At 65.1% G+C, this 23,580-nt stretch carries 23 protein-coding genes; 14 read left to right on the forward strand and 9 right to left on the reverse strand.

Features of this window, described 5'->3' with window-relative positions; all coding sequences use genetic code 11:
- The first annotated feature begins 39 nt into the window (after nucleotides 1-39).
- Nucleotides 40-876 (forward strand): IclR family transcriptional regulator, encoded by an 837-nt coding sequence (locus B7G52_RS13520; RefSeq protein ID WP_096698090.1) that lies wholly within the window; start codon nucleotides 40-42, stop codon nucleotides 874-876.
- 12 nt (nucleotides 877-888) lie between these two features.
- Here the strand turns inward: B7G52_RS13520 and B7G52_RS13525 are convergent, their stop codons facing one another.
- The 4 genes from B7G52_RS13525 to B7G52_RS13540 all read right to left on the reverse strand — a co-directional run bounded on the left by B7G52_RS13525 (nucleotide 889) and on the right by B7G52_RS13540 (nucleotide 3,950).
- Nucleotides 889-1,608, reverse strand: a complete 720-nt coding sequence (locus B7G52_RS13525) for an iron dicitrate transport regulator FecR (RefSeq protein WP_096698091.1) — start codon at nucleotides 1,606-1,608, stop codon at nucleotides 889-891.
- A complete protein-coding gene (locus B7G52_RS13530; protein WP_096698092.1) occupies nucleotides 1,605-2,393 on the reverse strand; it encodes a BPSS1780 family membrane protein in 789 nt (262 codons plus the stop codon). Before B7G52_RS13530 ends, B7G52_RS13525 begins: the two co-directional genes overlap by 4 nt.
- A 162-nt stretch (nucleotides 2,394-2,555) precedes the next feature.
- On the reverse strand, nucleotides 2,556-3,545 hold the full coding sequence (locus B7G52_RS13535) for a homoserine kinase (protein ID WP_096698093.1): 990 nt from the start codon (nucleotides 3,543-3,545) through the stop codon (nucleotides 2,556-2,558).
- Nucleotides 3,546-3,578: 33 nt separating this feature from the next.
- Nucleotides 3,579-3,950: a hypothetical protein gene (locus tag B7G52_RS13540; protein WP_096698094.1), complete on the reverse strand. Its 372-nt coding sequence runs from the start codon at nucleotides 3,948-3,950 to the stop codon at nucleotides 3,579-3,581.
- Nucleotides 3,951-4,014: 64 nt separating this feature from the next.
- Here B7G52_RS13540 and polA point away from each other — a divergent pair, with 64 nt between their 5' ends.
- The 7 genes from polA to B7G52_RS13575 all read left to right on the forward strand — a co-directional run bounded on the left by polA (nucleotide 4,015) and on the right by B7G52_RS13575 (nucleotide 11,356).
- A complete protein-coding gene (gene polA / locus B7G52_RS13545) occupies nucleotides 4,015-6,837 on the forward strand; it encodes a DNA polymerase I (RefSeq protein ID WP_096698095.1) in 2,823 nt (940 codons plus the stop codon).
- A 19-nt stretch (nucleotides 6,838-6,856) separates the two neighbouring features.
- A complete protein-coding gene (locus B7G52_RS13550; RefSeq protein ID WP_096698096.1) occupies nucleotides 6,857-7,765 on the forward strand; it encodes an AraC family transcriptional regulator in 909 nt (302 codons plus the stop codon).
- Nucleotides 7,766-7,885: 120 nt separating this feature from the next.
- Nucleotides 7,886-8,698: a fumarylacetoacetate hydrolase family protein gene (locus B7G52_RS13555; RefSeq protein WP_096698097.1), complete on the forward strand. Its 813-nt coding sequence runs from the start codon at nucleotides 7,886-7,888 to the stop codon at nucleotides 8,696-8,698.
- 159 nt (nucleotides 8,699-8,857) lie between these two features.
- Nucleotides 8,858-9,757: a dienelactone hydrolase family protein gene (locus tag B7G52_RS13560; RefSeq protein WP_096698098.1), complete on the forward strand. Its 900-nt coding sequence runs from the start codon at nucleotides 8,858-8,860 to the stop codon at nucleotides 9,755-9,757.
- Between the two features lie 118 nt (nucleotides 9,758-9,875).
- Nucleotides 9,876-10,763 carry a ZIP family metal transporter gene (locus B7G52_RS13565; protein ID WP_096698099.1) on the forward strand — a complete coding sequence of 296 codons (888 nt, stop codon included), beginning with the start codon at nucleotides 9,876-9,878 and terminating at the stop codon, nucleotides 10,761-10,763.
- 103 nt (nucleotides 10,764-10,866) lie between these two features.
- Nucleotides 10,867-11,046 (forward strand): hypothetical protein, encoded by a 180-nt coding sequence (locus tag B7G52_RS13570; protein ID WP_096698100.1) that lies wholly within the window; start codon nucleotides 10,867-10,869, stop codon nucleotides 11,044-11,046.
- 1 nt (nucleotide 11,047) lies between these two features.
- Entirely contained in the window at nucleotides 11,048-11,356 is a 309-nt protein-coding gene (locus B7G52_RS13575) for a hypothetical protein (protein WP_096698101.1), read from the forward strand.
- Between the two features lie 121 nt (nucleotides 11,357-11,477).
- Here B7G52_RS13575 and B7G52_RS13580 read toward each other — a convergent pair whose 3' ends face one another.
- Nucleotides 11,478-12,425 carry a sugar kinase gene (locus tag B7G52_RS13580; RefSeq protein ID WP_096698102.1) on the reverse strand — a complete coding sequence of 316 codons (948 nt, stop codon included), beginning with the start codon at nucleotides 12,423-12,425 and terminating at the stop codon, nucleotides 11,478-11,480.
- Between the two features lie 105 nt (nucleotides 12,426-12,530).
- On the opposite strand from B7G52_RS13580, the gene B7G52_RS13585 reads away from it, so the two are divergent.
- A complete protein-coding gene (locus B7G52_RS13585; protein WP_096698103.1) occupies nucleotides 12,531-12,719 on the forward strand; it encodes a hypothetical protein in 189 nt (62 codons plus the stop codon).
- A 112-nt stretch (nucleotides 12,720-12,831) separates the two neighbouring features.
- The gene (locus tag B7G52_RS13590) at nucleotides 12,832-13,314 is read left to right on the forward strand and encodes a hemerythrin domain-containing protein (RefSeq protein ID WP_096698104.1); all 483 of its coding nucleotides are present in this window, start codon (nucleotides 12,832-12,834) and stop codon (nucleotides 13,312-13,314) included.
- A 57-nt stretch (nucleotides 13,315-13,371) separates the two neighbouring features.
- Here the strand turns inward: B7G52_RS13590 and B7G52_RS13595 are convergent, their stop codons facing one another.
- The 4 genes from B7G52_RS13595 to B7G52_RS13610 all read right to left on the reverse strand — a co-directional run bounded on the left by B7G52_RS13595 (nucleotide 13,372) and on the right by B7G52_RS13610 (nucleotide 19,196).
- A complete protein-coding gene (locus B7G52_RS13595; protein WP_096698105.1) occupies nucleotides 13,372-15,948 on the reverse strand; it encodes a PAS domain S-box protein in 2,577 nt (858 codons plus the stop codon).
- Nucleotides 15,949-16,018: 70 nt separating this feature from the next.
- Nucleotides 16,019-16,918 (reverse strand): sulfurtransferase, encoded by a 900-nt coding sequence (locus tag B7G52_RS13600; RefSeq protein WP_096698106.1) that lies wholly within the window; start codon nucleotides 16,916-16,918, stop codon nucleotides 16,019-16,021.
- A 36-nt stretch (nucleotides 16,919-16,954) separates the two neighbouring features.
- On the reverse strand, nucleotides 16,955-17,977 hold the full coding sequence (locus B7G52_RS13605; RefSeq protein ID WP_096698107.1) for a DMT family transporter: 1,023 nt from the start codon (nucleotides 17,975-17,977) through the stop codon (nucleotides 16,955-16,957).
- 100 nt (nucleotides 17,978-18,077) lie between these two features.
- Nucleotides 18,078-19,196, reverse strand: a complete 1,119-nt coding sequence (locus B7G52_RS13610; RefSeq protein ID WP_096698108.1) for an aromatic ring-hydroxylating dioxygenase subunit alpha — start codon at nucleotides 19,194-19,196, stop codon at nucleotides 18,078-18,080.
- 240 nt (nucleotides 19,197-19,436) lie between these two features.
- Between B7G52_RS13610 and B7G52_RS13615 the strand changes: the two genes are divergently transcribed.
- The 4 genes from B7G52_RS13615 to folE2 all read left to right on the forward strand — a co-directional run bounded on the left by B7G52_RS13615 (nucleotide 19,437) and on the right by folE2 (nucleotide 23,383).
- Nucleotides 19,437-19,676: an exodeoxyribonuclease VII small subunit gene (locus B7G52_RS13615; protein ID WP_096698109.1), complete on the forward strand. Its 240-nt coding sequence runs from the start codon at nucleotides 19,437-19,439 to the stop codon at nucleotides 19,674-19,676.
- Between the two features lie 5 nt (nucleotides 19,677-19,681).
- Entirely contained in the window at nucleotides 19,682-20,593 is a 912-nt protein-coding gene (locus tag B7G52_RS13620) for a polyprenyl synthetase family protein (RefSeq protein WP_096698110.1), read from the forward strand.
- A gap of 67 nt (nucleotides 20,594-20,660) precedes the next feature.
- Nucleotides 20,661-22,556: a 1-deoxy-D-xylulose-5-phosphate synthase gene (gene dxs, locus B7G52_RS13625; protein ID WP_096698111.1), complete on the forward strand. Its 1,896-nt coding sequence runs from the start codon at nucleotides 20,661-20,663 to the stop codon at nucleotides 22,554-22,556.
- The gene (folE2, locus tag B7G52_RS13630; protein WP_240523452.1) at nucleotides 22,553-23,383 is read left to right on the forward strand and encodes a GTP cyclohydrolase FolE2; all 831 of its coding nucleotides are present in this window, start codon (nucleotides 22,553-22,555) and stop codon (nucleotides 23,381-23,383) included. Before dxs ends, folE2 begins: the two co-directional genes overlap by 4 nt.
- Nucleotides 23,384-23,580: the final 197 nt, after the last annotated feature.

A 23,580-nucleotide genomic window follows, 5' to 3' on the forward strand; every position in this document is an offset into this window, starting at 1 on the left:
GAACTGATAAGATACTTATATTCCGCATAGCAGAACAATATGAAAAAAGTACTCACTTCAGAATCAGCCGCTTTGGCCAGGCCTCTTGTCGGCGGCGCCAAGGAAGACCGGCATTTTGTGACCGCGCTGGCACGTGGCCTGGACGTGCTCGGTGCCTTCCGTTCGCGTGACCGCACCCTGGGCAACCAGGAACTGGCGCGCCGCTGCGGCCTGCCCAAGTCCACCATTTCACGCCTGACCTACACGCTGACCAAACAGGGTTACCTTGAACATGCCCAGGACGGCAACGGCAACCCGGGCTACCGGCTCGGCAGCGCGGTGCTGGCGCTGGGCAGCGCCATGCTGGCCCGCATGGACATGCGCCAGCTGGCGCGGCCCATGATGCAGGAGCTGGCCGACAGCTCGCAGGCCATGGTGTCGCTGGGCATACGCGACCGCCTGAGCATGATTTATGTCGAGAACTGCCGCAGCGAATCGGCCCTCACGCTGAGCCTGGACGTCGGCTCACGCATTCCGCTGCCCAGCACGGCGATGGGTCGTGCCTACCTTGCCGGCTGCAGCGACAGCGAGCGCAGTGCGCTGATGGAACGCATCCGGGCCCAGGACGAAAAAGCCTGGCCGCAGACCCGGGACGCGCTGGAACTGGCCCTGGCGCACTACCGCGAGCACGGCTGCTGCGCCTCGTTTGGCGAGTGGCAGAAAGACGTCAACGCCATCGCCGCGGCATTCCGTCCGGGAAGCGGGCGTTCGGTGATGGTGGTTAATTGCGGCGGGCCGGGTTTCAAGCTCTCGCCGCAATTCCTGATGAACGAGGTGCGGCCTCAGCTGGTGGCGCTGGTGCGCCGGCTGCAGAACGCTTCCGGCGACGCCTGGTGAGGCGGTCCGGGTTCAGTAGCCCATCTGACCGCGGCCGTCCTTGACGCCTTTTCGGCCGGCGACCTGCCAGGCGGTGCGCTGGTTCACCAGGCGGGCCAGGAATTCCAGTTCTTCGTCGGTGTGGTTCAGCGCCTGCGCGGGTGACAGGTAACGTCCTTCGCGGGGTTCGGCATCAGCCCAGAACGACTGGTGGTATTGCGCCCGGGACACGTGTTTGTCGCGGCCCGCGTCCAGGTCCACCGTGCCATAGCAGTTGCAGAAATAGTTGCGGTTGCCCTGGTCGGCAAAAATTTCGGCATACACGCCGGTGCCGCGTATGCCGGCGGTCAGGGTCGGCATGACGATGGCGCGGTTCACGCCCTTGCCCCAGACGCTGGCCACCGCCCCGGTCACCAGGCGCAGCAGGCTGACCGCATTGAGCGTCGTGCCGCGTTCCACCGACAGGCGTGAGTTCTGGCGCACCTGGAAGGCCGAGTTGCCGATCGCAAACACGAGGTTGGCGCCCGGTCCGGTCTGGATCACGTCGCCGGTCTGGATCGTGTGCTCCGGGCTCAGGCGGCTGCCGTTGAGGGTGGCGTCGCCGGTCAGCTGCACGATGTTGCTGCGCTGCTGCGCCATCGCGGCCGGCAGGCCCCCCATGGCCACCCAGGCCGCGGCGGCCTTGAGCGCGTCACGCCTCTGGAACCACAGGATTTCCTTTTCTTGCCGGCCTTGCAGCAGGTGCTGTGTCATGGCGTGTCTCCTGGGGTGGGGTTGTTGTCGTTGTTGACGGGGGTGTCAGGCGGGGTGGCATCAAAACTGTCGCGGAAGGTGAAATACAGCGAGCTGGAAAACATCGCGGCCATCAGCAGGGCGGCCGGCATGACCAGCGCCGCCGCAGCCTCGGGGCTGGCCAGCAGGCCGGCCAGCAGGCTCACGGCCAGGCCGATGAGCATCAGCACCACCATCCAGGTCAGGCCGAACAGCGCGTAGGCGCCGGCGTTCCTGAAACACACGACGGCACTGAAGAACAGGCTCTTGACCGGTGTCACGCCATGCCAGTGCACCAGCGCGGGCGCATGCCAGAACAGAATGGAGACCGGCAGGTACAGCGCCATGATGGTCAGCATCACCCCCTGCATTTCGGGTGCCAGGGCGCTTTCGCGGCTGACCGGCACATCGAAAAACAGCGGCACCACGGAAACAATCAGCAGGCAGGCGGCCGCATACAGAAAACCCAGCACCATCATGGCGCGGGCGCGCTGCCGGCCGGCGCGGAAGGCGCTGACCAGAATGGCGGGCATGGGAAAACGGCCCTTGGTGGCCTCCAGCGTCGCGGCCATCAGGCCCAGGGTGGCCGCCGGCACGATGGCCAGCGCCAGCACCACGCCAACGAAGGGAATCAGCGATGCCAGCGTGGCCGCCGCCATGTACATGAAAAACAGGCCGGCCAGCGCCAGCGGCTGCTTGAAGAAGGTTTGTATGCCGAGTTTGACCCATGTAATGCCAGTACGCGCGGGAACGATGTTTAGTTTCATTGCTTGGGTTGCAGGTTGAGGGGTTCGGGGTGGTTGAGGTTCAATGGACGGCGCTGAGTGTGCGGGCTCAGTGAACACTGCAGGCAGTTTGCTGCAAAAACGCGGGCCCTGCGGCTACTTTTTCGGGCCGGCCGCCCTGGGGCTGCGCGTGGCGCCACGGGGTCAGGCCGACAGGCGGCAAGGATGGGCCACGCGCTGGCGCAGCACCCGTTCAAAATGGCCGGGGTCGTGCGCCTGCAACAGCGCGGCTTCGCGCGGCAGGTAAAAGTCCCACAGCCGCGAGATCCAGAAACGCAGGGCGCCGGCGCGCTCCATGGCCGGCAGCAGGCTGCGTTCCTGGGCGTTCAGGGGACGCACGGCCTGGTAAGCCGCCAGGAAGGCCGCGGTGCGCGTTGCGTCGCGTTCACCGGTGGCCAGGTCCACACACCAGTCGTTGAGGCTGACGCCGATGTCGAACAGCAGGGCGTCCCAGCCGGCAAAGTAAAAATCAAAAAAACCAGTCAGGCGCAGGCCGCTGCCTTCGCCGTCGAACATCACGTTGTCGCGAAACAGGTCGGCATGCACCGGGCCGCGCGGCAGCGCCTGCCAGGCCGAGCAGGCGGCGACATGGTTCTGGTAGGCCAGTTCGGAGCGGATCAGGCTGCTTTGTTCGGGGCTGAGGTAGGGCAGGACCACCGGCACGGTTTCATTCCACCAGGCCAGGCCGCGCAGGTTGCCCTGCTGGCGGTCGAAGTCCTGCCCCGCCAGGTGCATGCGCGCCAGCATGTCGCCCACCGCCGCGCAGTGGGCAGGTGTGGGCGCCAGTTCGCTGCGGCCGCGCAGGCGGTCCACCACGGCGGCAGGCTTGCCCTTGAGCTTGTGCAGGATGTCGCCGGGCCAGCTGCCGGCGCTGGCCGTCAGCGCGGCATGGGGTTCAGGCACGGGAATGCCGCGCTGCGCCAGATGCTGCATCAGGTAGAGGTAAAACGGCAACTGCTCGAAACCGAGGCGTTCGAACAGCGTCAGGACGTAGCGGCCCTGATCGGTGTCAGCGAAATAGTTGGTGTTTTCGATGCCGCCCGAGCAGGGGCCCAGGGTCTTCAACTGCCCCAGACCGAGCGAATGCAAAAGGGGAGCGGCCTCGTCAAACGAGACTTCGGTGTAAACGGCCATGCCTGAAACGGAGACTGAAACTAAAGGGAAAAACTAGAACTTGAGCACGTTCCAGACACGTTTGCCGGTGCTGCCGGCGCCCGAGGTGGACGGGGCGGTGCCGCCGCCCTTGGTGGTGTCGGAGGGCAGGACCTCGTAGGCCGGCACATTGGCTTTGGGCTGCACGGTGATGCTTTGTGTCTCGCCACCCACGCGCACTTCGTCGATGCGCGAACCGGCGTCTTCCGTGCGGATGCGCTGGATGGCCGGCTCGGGCCGGCTGCTGACGGGGTTGGTGCCGGGCGGCAGTGCTTGCGCAGGTGCCGCTGCCGCTGCCGGGGCAGGCGCCGCCGTCTGGGCCAGCACGGGGGCACAGGCCAGAGCAGCCGTGGCGGCGAACAGAAGGGAGCAAAGAGGGTGTTGCATGCCTGCATTGTAGGGGGCCGGCACCCCCGTGGATAGGGCTGGCAAAACGGTGACAATCGGGGCCATGAGCACCGACAAAAAAACACTGCTGCTGGTGGATGGCTCCAGCTATCTCTACCGCGCTTTCCATGCGATGCCCGATCTGCGCGCCGACCCCGGCAACCCGCAAAGCCCGGCCACCGGCGCCATCCGCGGCATGATCAACATGATGCAGAAGCTGCGCAAGGATGTGCGCGCCGACTTCGCCGCCTGTGTGTTCGACGCCAAGGGCCCGACTTTTCGCGATGCGCTGTACCCCGAGTACAAGGCCCAGCGTTCGCCCATGCCCGACGACCTGCGCAGCCAGGTCGAGCCGATCCACGAGGTCGTGCGCCTGCTCGGCTGGAAGGTGCTGGACGTGCCCGGGGTGGAAGCCGACGACGTGATCGGCACGCTGGCCTGCATGGCCTCGCAGCAGGGCATTGAAGTCATCATCTCCAGCGGCGACAAGGACCTGAGCCAGCTGGTCGATGAAAACATCACGGTGATCGACACCATGAACGACCGCAGGCGCGACCTGGCCGGCGTCGAGTCAGAGTTCGGCGTGCCGCCGCGCCTGATGGTGGACTACCAGACCCTGGTCGGCGATGCGGTGGACAACGTGCCCGGCGTGCCCAAGGTCGGCCCCAAGACGGCGGTGAAATGGCTGCTCGAATACGGCTCGCTCGACGCGCTGGTGGCGCGTGCCGGCGAGATCAAGGGTGTGGTCGGCGACAACCTGCGCCAGGCCCTTAGCTGGCTGCCCAAAGGGCGCGAGCTGCTGACCATCAAGAAAGACTGCGAACTGCAGGATTACATCGAGGGCCTGCCTGCTATGGAATCCATAGCTGTCGGCGCCCAGCAGACGGAGGCTTTGAAGGTTTTTTATGACAAATATGGCTTCAAGGGCCTGGTCCGCAGCATAGACGCCCAGAATGCGCCGGCCGAGCTGCCGGCCGGACCCGAAACCCACCGCCAGGGCCGCGCTGCTGCGGCCTCATCCGACGAGCCGGGGCTGTTTGACGAGCCGGCCTTTCTGGCGACGCCGCTGGCCGAACGGGCCACCAACCTGCGTTACGACACCGTGCTGGACTGGGCGATGTTCGAGGCCTGGCTGGCAAAAATCGAAGCCGCCGAGCTGGTGGCGGTCGACACCGAAACCACCTCGCTCGACGAAATGCTGGCCCAGATCGTCGGCCTGAGTTTCAGCGTCACGCCAGGCGAGGCCGCCTACATCCCGCTGACGCACGACTACCCCGATGCGCCGCCGCAGCTGCCGCGCGACGAGGTGCTGGCGCGCCTGAAACCCTGGCTGGAGAACCCGGCCAAAGCCAAGCTCGGACAACACGTCAAGTACGACCGCCATGTGTTTGCCAACCACGGCGTCGAGGTGCAGGGTTACGCCCACGACACCATGCTGCAGAGTTATGTGCTGGAAGTCCACAAGCCGCACGGCCTGGCCAGCCTGGCCGAGCGCCATGTGGGCCGCAGCGGCATCAACTACGAAGACCTGTGCGGCAAGGGCGCGCACCAGATCAAGTTCAACCAGGTCGACATTGCCAAGGCCGCCGAATACTCGTGCGAGGACTCGGACCAGACCCTGGACGTGCACCGCGTGCTCTGGCCGCAGTTGCAGGCCGACGACAAACTGCGTTTCATCTACGAACTGGAAATGCGCAGCAGCGAAGCCCTGTACCGTATCGAGCGCAATGGCGTGCTGATCGACGCCCCGACGCTGGCCAAACAGAGCGGCGAGCTCGGCACGCGCATCCTGCAACTCGAAGCCGAGGCTTACGAGATTGCCGGTCAACCCTTTAACCTGGGCAGCCCCAAGCAGCTGGGCGAGATCTTCTTTGACAAGCTGGGCATGCCGGTGGTCAAGAAGACCGCCACCGGCGCACGCAGCACCGACGAGGAGGTGCTGGAAAAACTCGCCGAGGATTACCCGCTGCCGGCCAAGCTGCTGGAGCATCGCTCGCTCTCCAAACTCAAGGGCACCTACACCGACAAGCTGGCTCAGCTCGCGCTGCCGCGTACCGGCAGGGTGCACACACATTACGCGCAGGCCGTCGCCGTCACCGGGCGGCTGTCCAGCAACGACCCCAACCTGCAGAACATCCCGGTGCGCACGCCGGAGGGCCGGCGCGTGCGCGAGGCTTTTGTGGCGCCCGCCGGCAGTGTGATCGCCAGCGCCGACTACTCGCAGATCGAGCTGCGCATCATGGCCCACCTGAGCGGCGACGACGCGCTGCTGAGCGCTTTCACCGACGGCCTGGACGTGCACCGCGCGACCGCCGCCGAAGTGTTTGGCGTGGCACTTGACCAGGTCAGCAGCGAGCAGCGCCGTTATGCCAAGGTCATCAACTTCGGCCTGATCTACGGCATGAGTAGCTTCGGCCTGGCGCGCAACCTGGGCATCGAGACCAAGGCCGCGGCTGCCTACATCGACAAATATTTCCAGCGTTATCCGGGCGTGAAAAACTACATGGAGCAGACCGTGGTGTTTGCCCGGGAGCACCACTACGTCGAAACCGTCTTCGGCCGGCGCCTGTACTTGGCGGAAATCAACGGTGGCAACGGGCCGCGCAAAAAGGCGGCGGAGCGACAGGCCATCAACGCGCCCATGCAGGGCACGGCGGCCGACCTGATCAAGCTCAGCATGGTCAAGGTGCAGGACGTGCTCGATGCCGAAAAGCGCGCCACCAAAATGATCATGCAGGTGCACGATGAACTGGTGTTCGAAGTGCCCGAGGCCGAGGTCGAATGGGTGCGCCACGAAATTCCGCGCCTGATGGCCGGGGTGGCGGACCTCAAGGTGCCGCTGCTGGCCGAGATCGGCATCGGCCCGAACTGGGAAAAGGCGCACTGAAGCCGCAGGGACAGGCGGCATGACCGACATCAAGACCTACGGCATGTCCGAGCGTGCCGACCACCTCGATTTCGACATCCGTTCCCAGCTGGTGCGCCCGCCGCTGGTCAGGCCGCACCGGCATGATTATTTCCAGATCCAGATCAGCCTGCAGGGCGACACCGAGCAGAACGTGGCCGGGACCGTGCGGCCCTTCCGGCGCGGCTACCTGAGTTTCATCCTGCCTTACCGCGTGCATGTGATCCCGCACCCCGAAGGTTCACGTTACATCATCATCAACATGGCCCAGCAATTTTTGCGGCCCGGTCTCGACGTGGACCCGCTGGACCTGGAAGACGTGCCCTTGAGCCGTGCGCCAGAGCTGGCGCCTTTCCTGTTTCAGGAGTACGCCGACTTTTATTTCACGGAAGAAGAGTTTTCCGACATCGAGAGACTGCTGGGCAAGCTCGCCCTGGAAAATGCCAACCGCCGTTTCGGTTCGGTCGAGATGATCCGCGGCCTGATGCTGCAGCTGATCGCGCTGGTCTGCCGCAAGTTCGAAGCCGACCTGCTGCGTTTTTCTGCCAGCCAGGCGCAACTGGGCAGCCGGCGTGCCGGCCTGCAGCGGGCAGTGCGTTACATCCGTGAGCACCTGGCCGGCGAGATCACCCTGGCCGATGTGGCCGCCGCGGCTTTCCTGTCGCCCAACTACCTGGCGCACCTGCTCAAAAAGGAAACGGGCAAGACCTTTACCGAGTTGGTGACCGAGCGGCGCCTGGAGTTTGCGCAAGAGCTGCTGACCCACAGCAGCCAGCGTATCGCCAGCATCGCGCATGCTTCGGGGTTTGTGGACGAAGCCTATTTCGCGCGGCGCTTCCGGCAGCGTTTTGGCCAGACCCCCCGCGCCTTTCGCGATGGCGTGCGCGCCAGGATCTCCGGCGCGGCCTGATCTCCTGCGCGTGTTGCATTGAATCGTCCGGTAAATGCGTAATTGCGTCTGCACGCCAGTCCCGGGCGCGGCCTAAGCTTGCGGTCGAGACAGACACTGACCACACCCAAGGAGACAAACATGAAAAACACCTCCAACATCACCGACATGAGCAAACGCGGCCTTCTGCAATCCGGCGTCCTGATGACCGCAGGCGCGGTGGTCGGCTGCGCCACCCCGGGCACGGCGGCCAACACCCCGGCCACGCCGTTCACCGTGCCCGGCACCTATGTGCCGATTGCCGGCAGCAGCGAGATGTTTCCGGTGCGCCGCATTTATTGCATAGGCCGCAACTACGCGGCCCACGCGATCGAGATGGGCTCGGATCCGACCCGCGAGCCGCCTTTCTTTTTCCAGAAACCGACGGATGCGATTCAGGCGGTGGCGCCCGGCGCCGTGGCTGACCATCCCTATCCCAGCCTGACCAAAAACTACCACTATGAGGTCGAACTGGTGGCGGCCCTGTCCAAGGGGGGGCGCAACATCCCCATGAGTGCGGCGCTGGACTGCGTTTACGGCTACGCCCTGGGCCTGGACATGACGCGGCGCGACCTGCAGCGCGGCATGGGTGACCAGAAAAAGCCCTGGGAGATCGGCAAGAGTTTTGACCGCTCGGCGCCCATCGGCCCGATCCACAAGGTGGCGCAGACCGGCCACTACACCAAGGGTGCGATCTGGCTCAAAGTCAACGGGCAGACCAAGCAGCAGGCCACGCTCAACCACATGATCTGGTCGGTCGCCGAGCAGATCTCCAGGCTCTCCGAGGCCTTCGAGCTGTTTCCCGGCGACATCATTTATTCCGGTACACCGGAAAACGTCGGCCCGGTGGTCAAGGGCGACGTGATCGAATGCCACATCGACGGTTTGCCCGGACTCAGCGTCAAGATTGTGTGAGCCCGATTGGAGGCGAGGGCAGGGGGCGCATGGCCGAGACGCGGTGGGCGGCAGGGAATACCTCGTGGTATTTCCTCGCACCAGCAGGAATTTATGCGACCGCATAGACTCAACGCGTTTTGTTCACGCCCCTTCAACCCAGACATTGAGAAAACCGCCATGCTCAACAGCGACCAGAAATCCGAGTTTGATTCCCTGCTCCCCGGCCAAAGCAACGAGAACGGGGCGACCCGCCGCACGGCGCTCAAGGCAGCACTCGGCGTCGGTTATGCCGCCACGGCCCTGCCCATCATGGCGCAGACCGCGATCAAGACGTCTGCCGAGGGCCTGAAGGCCGGCGAAACCTCGTTTGAAGTCAATGGTTTCAAGGTGCCGGCCTATTACGCCGCGCCGGCCGGCAAAACCGGCCTGCCCGTGATCCTGGTGATCCAGGAAATTTTTGGCGTGCATGAATACATTGCCGACACCGTCCGCCGTTTGGCCAAGGCCGGTTACCTGGCCATTGCGCCCGAGCTGTATGCCCGCCAGGGTGATCCGGCAGAGTTTGGCGAACTGGCCAAGCTGATGGCCGAGGTCGTCGCCAAGGTGCCTGACGCCCAGGTCATGGCCGACCTGGACGGCGCCGTGAAGTGGGCGGGCGCCAACGGCGGCGACACCGCCAAGGTGGGCATCACCGGTTTTTGCTGGGGTGGCCGCGTCACCTGGCTGTACAGCGCGCACAACCCCGGCGTCAAGGCGGGTGTGGCTTGGTACGGCCGCCTGGTTGGTGCCAGCACGCCGCTCACGCCCAAACACCCGATCGACATCACCCCCATCCTGAACGGCCCGGTGCTCGGCCTGTATGGCGGGCAGGACAGCGGCATCCCCCTTGACACGGTTGATAAGATGAAAGCGGCCCTTGCTGGCGGCAGTGCCGCGGCGAAGGCCTCGCGGTTTGTGGTGTACCCTGATGCCCCGCACGCTTTCCACGCCGACTACCGGCCGAGCTTCCGCAAGGAGCCGGCAGAAGACGGCTGGAAACGCGCTCTGGCGTGGTTCAAGGCCAACGGCGTCGCTTAACTCAAGCCCGCCCGGCACGGAGCCGCCCCACAGCAATGTGCGGCGGCTTTTTTGCGTTTCGGGCGAGTTTTTACAACCTTTTCGGGCTTCAGCCCATATAGATCGGGCGTGAGCAGCTATGACATTGATAGCAATTTTGACCGGCACCCTGGCCGCCGGCATCGGCAGCGTGTGGCTGGCGGCGCTGCTCAGCTTTGGCGTGCTGGCCCGCTACACCAACCACATGCTCAGCCTGGCCGCTGGTGCGTTGCTGGCGACCGCCTTCATGCACCTGCTGCCCGAAGCTTTCGAGAGCCAGGCCGGCGCGCAGGAGCTGTTTGCCACCTTGCTGGTCGGGCTGGTGTTTTTCTTTCTGCTCGACAAGGCCGAGCTGTACCACCACGGCCATGAGCACCATGACCCCAAGAGCCCGCAGCAGGTGGACTATCTGATCGCGCCGCTGCGATCGGGCAACTCCGGGCGCGCTGAACACGTCGACACCGCGCCCGGTTCCTTGCAGCCCGGCCAACAGCATCTTCACCACCACCACCACCACCACGGTCAGCCCGCCAGATCAGGCAGCTGGGCCGTGCTGACCGGCGACAGCGTGCATGCCTTTGGTGACGGCATCCTGATTGCCTCCGCCTTCGTTGCCGACATGCGCCTGGGGGTGATCACCGCGCTGGCCGTGCTGGCGCATGAAGTGCCGCACCACATGGGTGACCTGGTGGTGCTGCGCCATACCTCCGGCAACCGCAGCATGGCCCTGATCAAGGTGTCGCTGGCCGGTGCCGTGACGGCCTTGGGCGGACTGGTCGGTTACGCGCTGGTTGACATGCTGCACGACTGGCTGCCCTTTTTCCTGGTGGTGGCCTCCAGCAGCTTTGTCTATGTGGCGCTGGCCGACCTGATTCCGCAACTGCAAAAACGGCTGACGGCCCGTGAAACGCTGGCGCAGATTGCCTGGCTGGGCGTGGGCATTGCGCTGGTCACGCTGGTTAGCGGGCTGGCGCATTCGTCGTATTGAACCGCTGGCGGCCTTTGTCTGCCGACGGGCCAGCCCTGTCAGCCGGACACTGACAGGTAGAAGGCATCGCAGCCTATAGGCGCGGCGCCCGGGTGCGGCCATCATGGAGGCATTCTTCGAGGACGCTGCCATGAAACTGCTGACGCCAACACCTTTCAAACCCCACCGGACCCGCCGCATCGCCGCGGCCTACATCGCCTACCTCACCACCGTCTGCGCCAGCATGGCGGCGGCAGCGGCTGTGGTGACCGAGACCGTGCCGCTGACGCTGGGAGGGTTCTGAGATGCATGCCGAACCGAATGCCCTTCCCGAGGAAGAGGCGCCAGAAGAACCGGCGGTGACGCCGGGCGACGACAGCAACGACGACCCCACGCCGCCGCTGCCGGTGGACCCGAGCGGCACGCCGCAGCGCAATCCGGCGGTGGACCAGGCGGCCAATGACACGGCGCTTGCGCTGCCAACGGAAGAGCCCGAGATCGGCAACGAGCGCGACATTCCGTCCGACGGCCGCGACCTGGAAGGCGAGGGCATGATTCGTGATCTCGACAAACCGGTGGAGCCATCCCCCGCCGTTAAACTGGAAAGGGAGTAGCCGTGGCGACCGACCCCAACGTGCCACCGCCCGAGCCGGTGCAACCCATCGCCACCCCGCCCAACCCCGGCCAGGTGCAGCCCACACCGCTGCCGATGTAGCCGCTGGCGCGCGCGGGCTGTCAGAGTCCGGCTTGCGCCAGTTGTGCGCGGGTGGGCAGGCCCTCGCTGTCGCCAGCCACCTGCACGGCGCGCGCCCCTATCCAGGCGCCGCGCCGGACAGCTTCCAGAACAGGGCGTCCCTCCAGCAGGGCGCTGATCACGCCGACGGCAAAGCTGTCACCGGCGCCCACCGTGTCCACCACCTTGGCCACCGGCCAAGCCGGTACATGCCCGGTGCCGGCGCCGGCGCTGTCAAACCAGGCGCCGTCGGCGCCCAGCTTCACCACCACCAGCGCAGCGCCCCGCTCGCGATAAAAAGCGGCAATGCCTTCGGCCGTGGTTTCGCCGGTCAGGAAACGGCCCTCTTCGAGGCCAGGCAACACCCAGTCGGCCCGCGCGGCCAGGTCGTTGATGGCCTCGCGCATCTGTCCGGGCGTGGCCCATAACGTCGGGCGCAGGTTGGGGTCGAACGACACGCTGCGTCCGGCGCCGCGCATCAGGTCCATGCTCCGGCGCGCGGCTGGCAGGGTGGTCGCCGAAATGGCGGGAAACACGCCGGTGGCATGGAGGTGCCGCGCCGACAGCAGCCAGGCTTCGTCGATGTCGCTGATGGTCATGTGACTGGCGGCCGAGCCCTGGCGGTGGTATTCGACCGGCGGGTCGCTGCCGTCCAGCACACTGCCCTTGATCATGAAGCCGGTGGGCTGCGCCGCCGTGAGCACCACCTGCGAGCAGTCGATGCCTTCGGCCGACATCGCCCGTATCAGGTAGCGGCCCATCATGTCGGTGCCCAGCCGGCTGGCCCAGCCAACCTTCAGGCCCAGGCGCGCCAGGCCGATCGCCACATTGGTTTCGGCGCCTGCCGTGTGTTTGTAAAAAGAGGTGGCGTCTTCGAGCGGGCCCGGCCGGTCGGCCACCAGCAGCATCATGGCTTCGCCAAAAGTTACGACGTCCAGCGTGCTGGTCATGGGTGTTCACGGGAGAGTGCAGGGTGCGCGAATCGTAGCACCTCCCCTGCGCTACTTTATTGATAGCTGCTTGCTCTTGTTGGACAAGGGTTGAAGCCCGATTTGATGCGTAAAGTCGCCGTCGCACGGATTCAGGTGCCGATGCTGCCGGTGATGGGCAGCAAGTCACCAGACCAGGCCACCCGGCGACGGCGTGCCAACGCCTTCAGATTCCGGCGACAGGACAAACCGCAGCCGCAACTGCAACGGTTTGTCACTTTCGTGCTGTCCTACAAACACATCAACGGTGTCTGACACCGGCGCAGCGGAGCGCTGCCTAGAGTCGTTTTTGTGTCTGGCCGTCCGCCATGCATGCAGCACCGCCGGTGCTGTGAGTGACCAACCAACCATCACCAGGAAGCCCACCATGAGCAAAGCACCCCCCAAGATGAACGATGCCGTCGATCTGCTCGATGCCGACCACATTGCCGTCAAGAAGCTGTTCACCCAGTTCAAGAAACTCAGCGAAGCCAAGGCGACCGCCGACGAGCGCAAGGCGCTGGCCGACAGGATCTGCAAGGAGCTGACCGTGCATGCCGACATCGAAGAACAGATCTTCTACCCCGCGGCACGCGAGGCCATCGGTGACGACGCGCTGCTCAACGAAGCCGAGGTCGAGCATGCCAGCGCCAAGGACCTGATTGCGCAGATTTCGGGCATGGATGCGGACGAAGAACTGTTCGACGCCAAGGTGATTGTGCTCGGCGAATACATCGACCACCACGTGGAAGAAGAGCGTGAAGAGATGTTCCCCAAAGCCCGCAAGAGCGACATGGACCTCAAGGCCATGGTTGCCGACCTGAAGGCGCTCAAACAGGAACTGCTGGCCAAGGATGAGGTGCCCGCCTGAGGCGGCGCCGCGGCGACCGCGCCCCGCGGGGTCTGCCCTGAAGGTTTGCCGCGGCGTTCAGGCCGTGGTGGCGCCGACGCGGGGATCGAAGGAGAAATAGAAACACGCGCCTTTGCCCTCGGATGACTCGCCGCGTATCAGGCCGCCGTGCCGCTCCAGAATGCGGTGCACGGTGGCCAGTCCGATGCCGCTGCCTTCGAATTCGGTGTCATGGTGCAGCCGGTGGAAGGGCTTGAACAGGCTGTCGGCATACTCCATGTTGAAGCCCGCGCCGTTGTCGCGCACGAACAGCATCTTGCGCCCGCCCTCGCGCGTCGGCAGCAGGCCGAACTCGATGGTCGCTTCCGACTGCTGGCGCGAGTATTTCCAGGCGTTGCCGATCAGGTTTTCCAGGATGATGCGTGCAAGTTTGCTGTCGCAGCGGCCGCGGATGCCGGGCTGGATCGTGACCTGCACTGGACGCTGCGGATCGCGTTGCCTTTCCTGCAGGACCACCTGCTGCGCCATGACGCTGAGGTCCACATCCTCCAGCACCAGCTTTCCCTTGCTGACGCGGGCCAGCGCCAGCAGGTCGCTGATCAGTTCGTGCATGCGTACCACGTTGACCCGGACACGGTCGAACAGGCGTTGCTCCTCGTCGCTGAGCCGGCCCTTGAGGCGGCGCGCCAGCAGCACGCTGAATCCCTCGATGCTGCGCAGCGGGGACTGCAGGTCGTGCGACACCGAGTAACCGAAAGACTCCAGCTCGGCATTGGTCGCCATGAGCTGCTCGGTGCGCTCGTTGACACGCTGCTCCAGTGTTTCGTTAAAGCGCGAAATTTCACGGTCGCGCCGCAGCCGCACCAGTTCGGCCGTGATGCGGCTGGCAAAAATCTGCATCAACGCATCCCGGTCGGCGGAGCGGGCTTGGGGCTTTCGCCACAAGGCATTGACGATGCCGATGGGGGTGCCATCGGCATCGCACAGTGCCGCGCCGATGTAGGCGTGGAAGTTGCCCTCCGTCAGGACCCGGTCGTGCGGAAAAAGCTGTTGCACGCCCTCGTTGTAGACACACAGGTCGGACTGGCTGAGGACCTTGTCGCAGGGGGTGCCGGCCAGCGCATACCGGATGTCGGGCTGCAGCTTGCCGTCCTGAACCATGGCCAGGGAGGCGACACTCTGGTCCGCCATGGTTTCGCCCACAATCACCAGATCCGCGCCGATGGCCATGGCCAGATGCTGGACCACGGAACGGAAGAAGGCTTCGCCGGTGCCGCTCGACAGGGCTTTGGCGACGTCGATCAGCTGGGCTTCCCGGCGCTTTTGCTCGCTGATGTTGATGGTCGAGTTGAGCATGCAGGGCTCGCCGGCGATGTCGATGATCGCCGACCAGACCCGGCAGTCGACCATGCTGCCGTTTTTGTGGCGCATCTGCATTTCGCGGCTCAGCACCCGCCCACCGGCCTGCAGGTCCTGGACAAACTGCCTGCGTTCTGCTTCGCTGGGCCAGACCCCGATCTCGATCGATGTGCGCCCCACCAGGTCTTCCGGCTCAAAGCCGTGGATACGGTCTTCCGCAGCGTTGGCGGCCAGGAAGGTGCCGTCGGACACCCGCGTGATGGTCATGTTGATGGGGCTGAAATCAAAAGCCTTGGAGAACAGTTCGGCCGACTGGCGCGCTGCCAGCCTGGCCTGGGTTTCGGCGGTGGCGTCGGTGATGGTGGAGACCACGATGCGTCCCTTGCTCACGCCCTCGATCTCGGACGACAGCAGGATGTTGATCAGCCTGCCGTCCTTGGTGCGCCCCTCAACCGGAAGATTGATTGCCCGGTTCGCCGCGCGCATCTGGCGCAGGAAATTCTTGCGGGCATCGGGTTTGTCCCACAACATCGCATCGTTGCCGCCCAGTGACTCCTCGCGGGTGTAGCCGTAGAGGCGTTCGAAAGCAGGGTTGACGTCGAGCACCGTCATGGTGTCGGCGTCCTGCACGATGATGGCCGCCGGGCTGTTGCGAAAAATGCGGCTGAAGCGGTCTTCGCTCAGGCGCAGTTCGTCTTCGGCCTTTTCGCGCCGGCGCAGTTCGGCATGTTGTTCGCGCAGTGCGCGGAGCACCACCTGGCGGCTGGTGTACACGCTGCCGGCAATGCCGGTGAGCAGCAGGACATTGACCAGCCAGAACCGCAGGTTCACCGTGAAATCGGGCTTGATCAGCAGGCCGGCCTGTTCGGCCCAGCTCAGCAGCCCCAGGACAAGGGCACTCACCACCACCGCGGAGACCAGGGACTTTTTCCCCTGCATCATTCCGGCGGCAATCACGGCGCCGACAAAACCCAGCAGCAGCGCACTGCGGACCGATCCGTAGGCCACCATGCCCGCCGCCGACAGGCCGATCAGGCAATAGACCAGCAGGTAGCTGGTCCACAGGTAGTGCCCGCGGTGCAGCAGCCAGTAGCCGAGCGCGGTCAGTGCCAGCGCGAGGGCGATCACGATGATTTGCACGTCGCCGCTTTCCTGGGCAAGCGACAGGCCCAGCACCATCGGCAGGCTGGCCAGCAGCATCAACAACAGGGAGCGCAGCCCGCGCGAGTAGCGTTTTTCGATCAGCGCCGCAGCCAGCTGGCCGGTGGATTCGTGAGAAGAGGAGGTGTTGGGCATGGCGGGGTGCAGGTCTGACGAATACTAAAGCACGGCACAGTCGCCAGCGATTGATTATTTGTTGGCGGCCTCAGCCCCGGGCCACGGGATGGCCGGGGTCGCTGCACCAGTCGCTCCAGCTGCCGGCGTAGAGGCCGGTGCGCCCCAGGCCGGCAATTTCCATGGCCAGGAGGTTGGGCACGGCACTGACGCCACTGCCGCAGTGGTGCACCACGCCGGCCGGGTCGCGGCCCGCCAGCAGCACTTCAAACTCTGCCCGCAACTGCTCGGCAGGCTTGAACCTGCCGTCGGGACCGATGTTGTCGCTGAAGGGCCGGTTCAGCGCGCCGGGAATGTGGCCGGCCACCGGGTCCAGCGGCTCGACCTCGCCGCGAAAACGTGCCGGAGCGCGGGCATCCACCAGGGTTTGGCCAAGCTGTCCGAGGTGGTCGGCCACCGTTTTTCCGTCAACCAGCAGCGCCTTTTCCGGGCCGGGGAAAAAGATGGACTGGAAGTGCGAAGGCTCTTCGCCGCGGTTGACCGCACCGCCTGCGGCCTGCCAGGCCTGCAGCCCGCCATCGAGCACGGCCACCGCCTCGTGGCCGGCCCACTTGAGCATCCACCACAGGCGGCCGCAGTAGTTGGCGCCATTGCGGTCATACACCACGGCCTGCATGTCGTTGCTGAAACCCACGCTGGACAGCCAGGTGGCAAATTTTTCGCGGTTCGGCAGCGGGTGGCGCCCGCCGGAAGCGGGCTGGTCCGCGCCACTGTGCACGGTCAGCACGCCGTGGGCGCCGGGCACGCCGTGTTTGGCGCTCAGGTCGGTGTCCAGGTTGGCATTGACCGCGCCCGGTATGTGCGCCTGCAGGTACAGCTGTTTGCCAGCCTGTGGCTGCATCAGGTCGAAGCTGCAGTCAAAGATCCGGCAGGACTGGTGGCTGGCCATCAGCGCCTGCAACTGTCCGGGGGAAATCAGGGTGGCGTACATGGTGGCTCCGGTTGAAAATAAGCCCGTGAAATCGATTCAATGTTCTTCTGCAGGGGCGCCCGGCGCGGCCCGGGCGCGCAGCACGGTGGCCGCGATGCCGCTGGCCACAATCAGTGCCATGCCGGCCCAGCCCAGCAGCGGAATCCGGTCGCCAAACAGCACCAGGCTGTAGATCGCGCCAAACACAATGCCGGAGTACTGCAAGTTTGCCACCACCAGCGTGGCACTGCGGGTTTTCGCCATGCTGTAGGCCCGCGTCATGCACAGCTGGCCCAGCGAGGCCAGCACGCCCAGGGGGATCAGCCACAGCGCCGGCTTCCAGTGCCACTCGGAGATGCCGGCCACCAGCATGCCCAGGCCGCCGGCGACGGCCGAGCCGACCGCGAAATAAAACACCGTGCGGGTTTCGGGTTCGCCGACCCGTGCCAGCGCCATCACCTGCATGTAGGCAAAGGCGGCCAGCAGGCCGGACATCAGGCCGATCAGGCCGGCGAAGGCCTGGTTTTGCTCTATCGTCGGTCGCAGCATCATCACCACCCCGATGAAGCCGGTGATCACCGTCAGCACCAGCGGCCCCTGGCTGAATGTGACCCCCACGCTTGTCGCTTCGCGTACTGCACTGCCCCCCGAGGGGGCTGAACTTGCTTGGGGCGGCCCTTCGCTGCGTTCGGCACCCACGTTTGCCGCTTCGCGTGCCGCGCGGCCGCCGCGCGCTGGCAGCAAGCCCATCAGCAGCGCGCCGCCGACCAGAAAGGTGGCGATCCAGACACTGCTCATGTAGTTCAGCGTCATGGCCGTGGCCAGCGGCAGGTGGGCGATGGCGTAAAACCAGGCGCCCAGCGAGATCACGCCGACCAGGCTGCGCCACATGTGCATGCCGGGATACCGGGTGGCCAGCGTCACGCCACGTGTGCGGGCCAGCGCCCACATGAAAAACATGCCCAGCAGGCCGCGGTAAAACACCAGTTCCGCGCTGTTGAAATACACCGAGGCGAACTTGACGCAGACCGCCATGGTGGCAAAGAAGAAGGCGGCGGCCAACATCCAGAGGGCTTGCATGGCGGAGCTCGTTGTTAGAAGTGAAAAGTGGTTGCAGCCCAGGCGGTTCCTGCGGTAGCAGCTATCGAATGAATAGCGTTGACTGCATGGAGGGACCGCCTCAAAGCATTTGCGTGGTCTTGCTGGCGCCCATCTCGCGGCGGTACCACTCGTGAAAGTGCTGCATGCCGTCTTCCATCGGGCTCTGGTAGGGGCCGAACTCGTTGTCGCCGCGCTGCATCAGGGCCTTGCGGCCGGCGTCCATGCTCAGGGCAATCTCGTCGTCTTCGACACAGGTCTCCATGTAGGCGGCCTGCTGTGCATCCATGAACTCGCGCTCGAAGGCGCAGATTTCCTCGGGGTAGAAAAACTCCACCACGTTCAGCGTCTTGTCCGGCCCCTGCGGGTGCAGGGTGCTGACCACCAGGGCGTGCGGGTACCACTCGACCATCACGTTGGGGTAGTAGGTCAGCCAGATCGCGCCATACTTGGGCGGCACGCCCTTGCGGTACTGCAGCACCACGTCATGCCATTTCTTGTAGACGTCGGTGCCGGGCTTGCCGAGCTTGTCGGACACTCCGACGGTTTGCACCGAGTAGTTCGGCGCCAGCTCCCAGCGCAGGTCGTCGGTGGTCACGAAGGCGCCCAGGCCGGGGTGGTAGGGGCCGACGTGGTAGTCCTCGAGATAGACCTCGATGAAGGTCTTCCAGTTGTAATTGCACTCGTGCAGGGTGATCCGGTCGAGCTGGTAGCCGGAAAAATCGAGGTCGGGCATGGCGCCCAGCGGCGCCATCTCGGCGGCGATGTCGCGGCCGTTGTCCTCAAACACCAGGCCGTTCCAGCTGCTGGTCTGGTAGCGGTTCAGGTTCAGGCAGGGGTCGACCTCGAAATGCGGCGCCCCGATCAGCTCGCCGTTGGTGTTGTAGGTCCAGCGGTGCAAGGGGCAGACGATGTTGCTGCCGGTGTTGCCGCGGCCCTGCAGCATGGTGGACTGGCGGTGCCGGCAGACGTTGGAGATCAGCTCGACCCCGGTGGTATTGCGCACCAGGGCGCGGCCGCCGAGCTCCTGGGGCAGGGCGTAGTAGTCGCCCAGATTCGGCACGGAGAGCTCGTGACCCACGTAACGCGGACCGCGGGCAAACAGCTTTTGCTGCTCCCGCTGGTACAGGCCGGCGTCAAAGTAGCTGGAAACGGGGAGCTGGCTGGTGGCCTGCAGGAGACGGAGGCTTAGATCAGACATGCAATTTCCGAAACAGGCGGTTTCGGGGGTGGATGAAGGGGCAGACAACCCTGTCAGGCAGGCGGGGCGTCAAGGCGTGAAGCCTGTCGATTGTACCGTGCAGGCCCCGCCTTGTGCCGCTGCGGACCTCCCGCGCGGGCCCGCGCCACCCCATAAACAGGTGGCTTGCCGCGGGGACAATGCCGGCAGGCCGGAAAACGGCGCGCAACGGCCTAAAATCAGTCCTCCAACCAAATACCCATGGCCAAAACCTCCTCTTCCCCCGCCCCCGCCACACCCGCCAGTTACGAAGCTGCGCTGGAAGAACTCGAAACCCTGGTGGCCCGCCTCGAATCCGGCCAGTTGCCGCTGGACCAGTTGCTCACCGGCTACCAGCGCGGCGCCGAACTGCTCAAGTTCTGCCGCAGCAAGCTCGAGGCCGTGGAAAACCAGATCAAGGTGCTGGAAGGCAACGAGATCAAGCCCTGGAACCAAGAGTAAGCCCATTGACTGAACACACACATTTTGCGCTGGGCGCCTGGAGCACCCGTCAACTCGCCGCCGTTGAACAGGCCCTGAGCCGCTGGGTGGCTCCCCCCGAACCCAGGCCCGCACCGGCCGGGCTGGGCGATGCCATGCGTTACGCGGTGCTTGATGGCGGCAAACGGCTGCGTCCCCTGCTCGTCATGGCGGCCTGCGAGGCGGTCGACGGCAGTCCTGCTGCGGCGCTGCGTGTGGCCTGTGCGGTGGAGCTGATTCACGCGTATTCGCTGGTGCACGACGACATGCCCTGCATGGACAACGACATCCTGCGGCGCGGCAAGCCGACGGTGCATGTCAAATTCGGCCAGGCGCAGGCCCTGCTGGCCGGCGATGCGCTGCAGGCGCTGGCCTTTGAGCTGCTGACGCCGGAAGACGGCTCCATCGAGCCCGCGACGCAGGCGACCCTGTGCCGCATGTTGGCCCAGGCTGCGGGCTACCAGGGCATGGCCGGCGGACAGGCCATCGACCTGGCCAGTGTCGGCAAGGCGCTGACCTCGGCTGAACTGCACGACATGCACCGGCTCAAGACCGGCGCCCTGTTGCAGGCCAGCGTGCTGATGGGCGCCGCCTGCGGCGCCGCCCCGGCCTTGGCACAAAATGCGCTGTGCGACTACGGTGCCGCCGTGGGGCTGGCTTTCCAAGTGGTCGACGACATCCTGGACGTCACGGCCGATTCGGCCACGCTGGGCAAGACCGCGGGCAAGGATGCCGCCCAGGACAAGCCCACCTTTGTGTCGCTGATGGGCCTGCCGGCTTCGCGCAATTACGCGCAGGAGCTGCTGTCCCAGGCGCATCACAGCCTGAAGGCCAGCGAACTCAGGCACACCGCCGCGCTCAGCGCGCTGGCCGACATGCTGGTCAACCGAACGACTTGAGTACAGACTCGAGAAAAGAAGCGACCGGCATCTCCAGGAAACAAGACATCAGAAACAAGACACCACGATGTACCCACTGCTAGAAACCATCAACAGCCCCGCAGACCTGCGCCTGCTGCCGCGTCCCCAACTCAGGGCCCTGGCCGACGAGTTGCGCGCCTATGTGCTGCACAGCGTGTCGCAGACCGGCGGACACCTGAGCTCCAACCTGGGCACGGTTGAACTCACAGTGGCGCTGCACTATGTGTTCAACACGCCCGAGGACCGGCTGGTCTGGGACGTGGGCCACCAGACCTACCCGCACAAGATCCTGACCGGAAGGCGCGACCGCATGGCCAGCCTGCGCCAGTTCGGCGGCCTCAGCGGTTTTCCGCGGCGTGACGAAAGCGAATACGACACGTTTGGCACCGCGCATTCATCGACCTCGATTTCTGCCGCCCTGGGCATGGCGATGGCGGCCAAACAAAAGGGTGAAGACCGCCATGCGGTGGCCATCATCGGTGACGGCGCCATGAGCGCGGGCATGGCCTTCGAGGCGCTCAACAATGCCGGTGTCTGCGACTGCAACCTGCTGGTGATCCTCAACGACAACGACATGAGCATCAGCCCGCCGGTCGGCGCCCTCAACCGCTACCTGGCGCAGCTCATGAGCGGGCAGTTTTATGCCTCGGCCAAAAACGTCGGCAAGCAGGTACTCAAGGTCGCGCCGCCGCTGTTCGAGCTGGCCAAGCGGCTGGAGACCCACGCCAAGGGCATGGTGGTGCCGGCCACGCTGTTCGAAAATTTCGGCTTCAACTACATCGGCCCCATCGACGGCCACGACCTCGACTCGCTGATCCCCACGCTGGAAAACATCAAACATCTGCAGGGCCCGCAGTTCCTGCATGTCGTGACCAAAAAAGGCCAGGGCTACAAGCTGGCCGAGGCCGACCCGGTGGCCTACCACGGCCCGGGCAAGTTCGATCCGGCCATGGGGCTGCAAAAGTCCATCGCACCGGCGAAACAGACCTTCACCCAGGTGTTCGGCCACTGGCTTTGCGACATGGCCGAAAAGGACAGCCGGCTGGTCGGCATCACGCCGGCCATGCGCGAAGGCTCGGGCATGGTGGAGTTCCACCAGCGTTTCCCCGACCGTTATTACGACGTCGGCATCGCCGAGCAGCACGCTGTCACGTTTGCCGCGGGCATGGCCTGTGAAGGCCTCAAGCCGGTGGTGGCGATTTATTCGACCTTTTTGCAGCGCGGCTATGACCAGCTGATCCACGATGTGGCGCTGCAAAATCTGCCGGTGGTGTTTGCACTCGACCGCGCCGGGCTGGTGGGGGCCGACGGCGCCACCCATGCGGGCGCCTACGACATCGCCTACCTGCGGTGCATCCCCAACATGAGTGTGGCCTGCCCGGCCGACGAGAACGAGTGCCGCATGCTGCTGAGCAGCGCGTACGAACAGAACCACCCGGTGGCCGTGCGTTACCCGCGCGGCGCCGGTGCCGGTGTGGCGACGCAGGCCCATCTCGATGCCTTGCCCTTTGGCAAGGGCGAGCTGCGCCGCCAAGGCACGGGCGTGGCGATTCTGGCCTTTGGCACCTTGCTGCATCCGGCCCTCGAAGCTGCCGAAAAACTCGGCGCCACGGTCGTCAACATGCGCTGGGCCAAGCCGCTCGACACCGAATTGCTGCTGCAGGTGGCGGCCAGCCACGAGGCCCTGGTCACGGTGGAAGAAGGTTCGATCATGGGTGGCGCCGGCAGTGCCGTGGCGGAGGCGCTGGCCGCAGCGGGCGTCGTCAAGCGCTTGCTGCACCTGGGCCTGCGTGATGAATTCACCGAGCACGGCGACCCGGCCAGGCTGCTGGCCCTGCAGGGGCTGGACGCGGCCGGCATAGCAAAAGCCATCGTCACGCGTTTTGGTGTCCTGCCCGCGCCGGCCCAGCCGGCCAAGCGCACGCTCAAATCCGTGGCATGACAGCGCCCATGATCAGCGCGCCCGGCCTTTCGGCTGGGCCATCGGCCATGCCCGATGTGCAGGGCCGGGCCGACCTGCGCCGCCTGCCCATCCAGCGCGTCGGCATCACCTCGCTGCGTTATCCCCTGAGTGTGGTGGTGGCGGGCAAGGCGCAGCCAACGGTGGGCACCTGGACACTCGATGTGGGCCTGCGCGCCGACCAGAAGGGCGCCCACATGTCGCGCCTGATCGCCTGGCTGGATGCGCTGACGCTGCGCGGCGAGGCCCTGACGGCAGACTCGCTGCGCTCCGAAATGGAGAGCATGCTGCGCTTGCTGGAAGCCGATAGCGGCCATATTGAAGTGAAGTTTCCGTTCTTCATCCGGAAGTCGGCACCGGTCAGCGGGCAGCAAAGCCTGATGGAGTACGACGGCGCCTGGCTGGTCCGGCGCCAGGATGGCGCGACCCACGTCAGCATGCAGGCCACGGTGCCGGTCAAGTCGCTGTGTCCGTGTTCCAAGGAGGTCAGCGATGACGGTGCGCACAACCAGCGTTCGCACATCAAGCTGCTCGCCGGGATCACCGGGGCGATGGACTGGAGCGAACTGGTGCGTTTTGCCGAGGACAACGCGTCCTGCGAGCTTTGGGGTCTGCTCAAACGACCCGACGAAAAATGGGTGACCGAGCGAGCCTATGCCAACCCCAAGTTTGTCGAGGACCTGATTCGCGACGTGGCGCTGGCGCTCGATGCGGACGCCCGCATCGCCGGCTACCGGGTCGAGGTCACCAACTTCGAATCGATTCACGCCCACGACGCCTATGCGGTGATCGAGCGCGGCATCGCTTGAACGCTTGCGCGACCGGTTGACCGCCGTTTTCATTCCTGACAGTAGCCTGAAGACCTGCGATCTGAGAGCTGTTTTGACGGGATAACCCCCGATGGTCAGGCTTCCCCGTTTTCTACAATAAGCATGCATACAGATAAGGCCGCATGGAGCGGCGCTGTCCAAGAACCCACCGTTTTATCAACTCCCGGAGTCTTTTC

This window comes from Polaromonas sp. AER18D-145 (assembly GCF_002379095.1).
GTDB lineage: Bacteria > Pseudomonadota > Gammaproteobacteria > Burkholderiales > Burkholderiaceae_C > Polaromonas.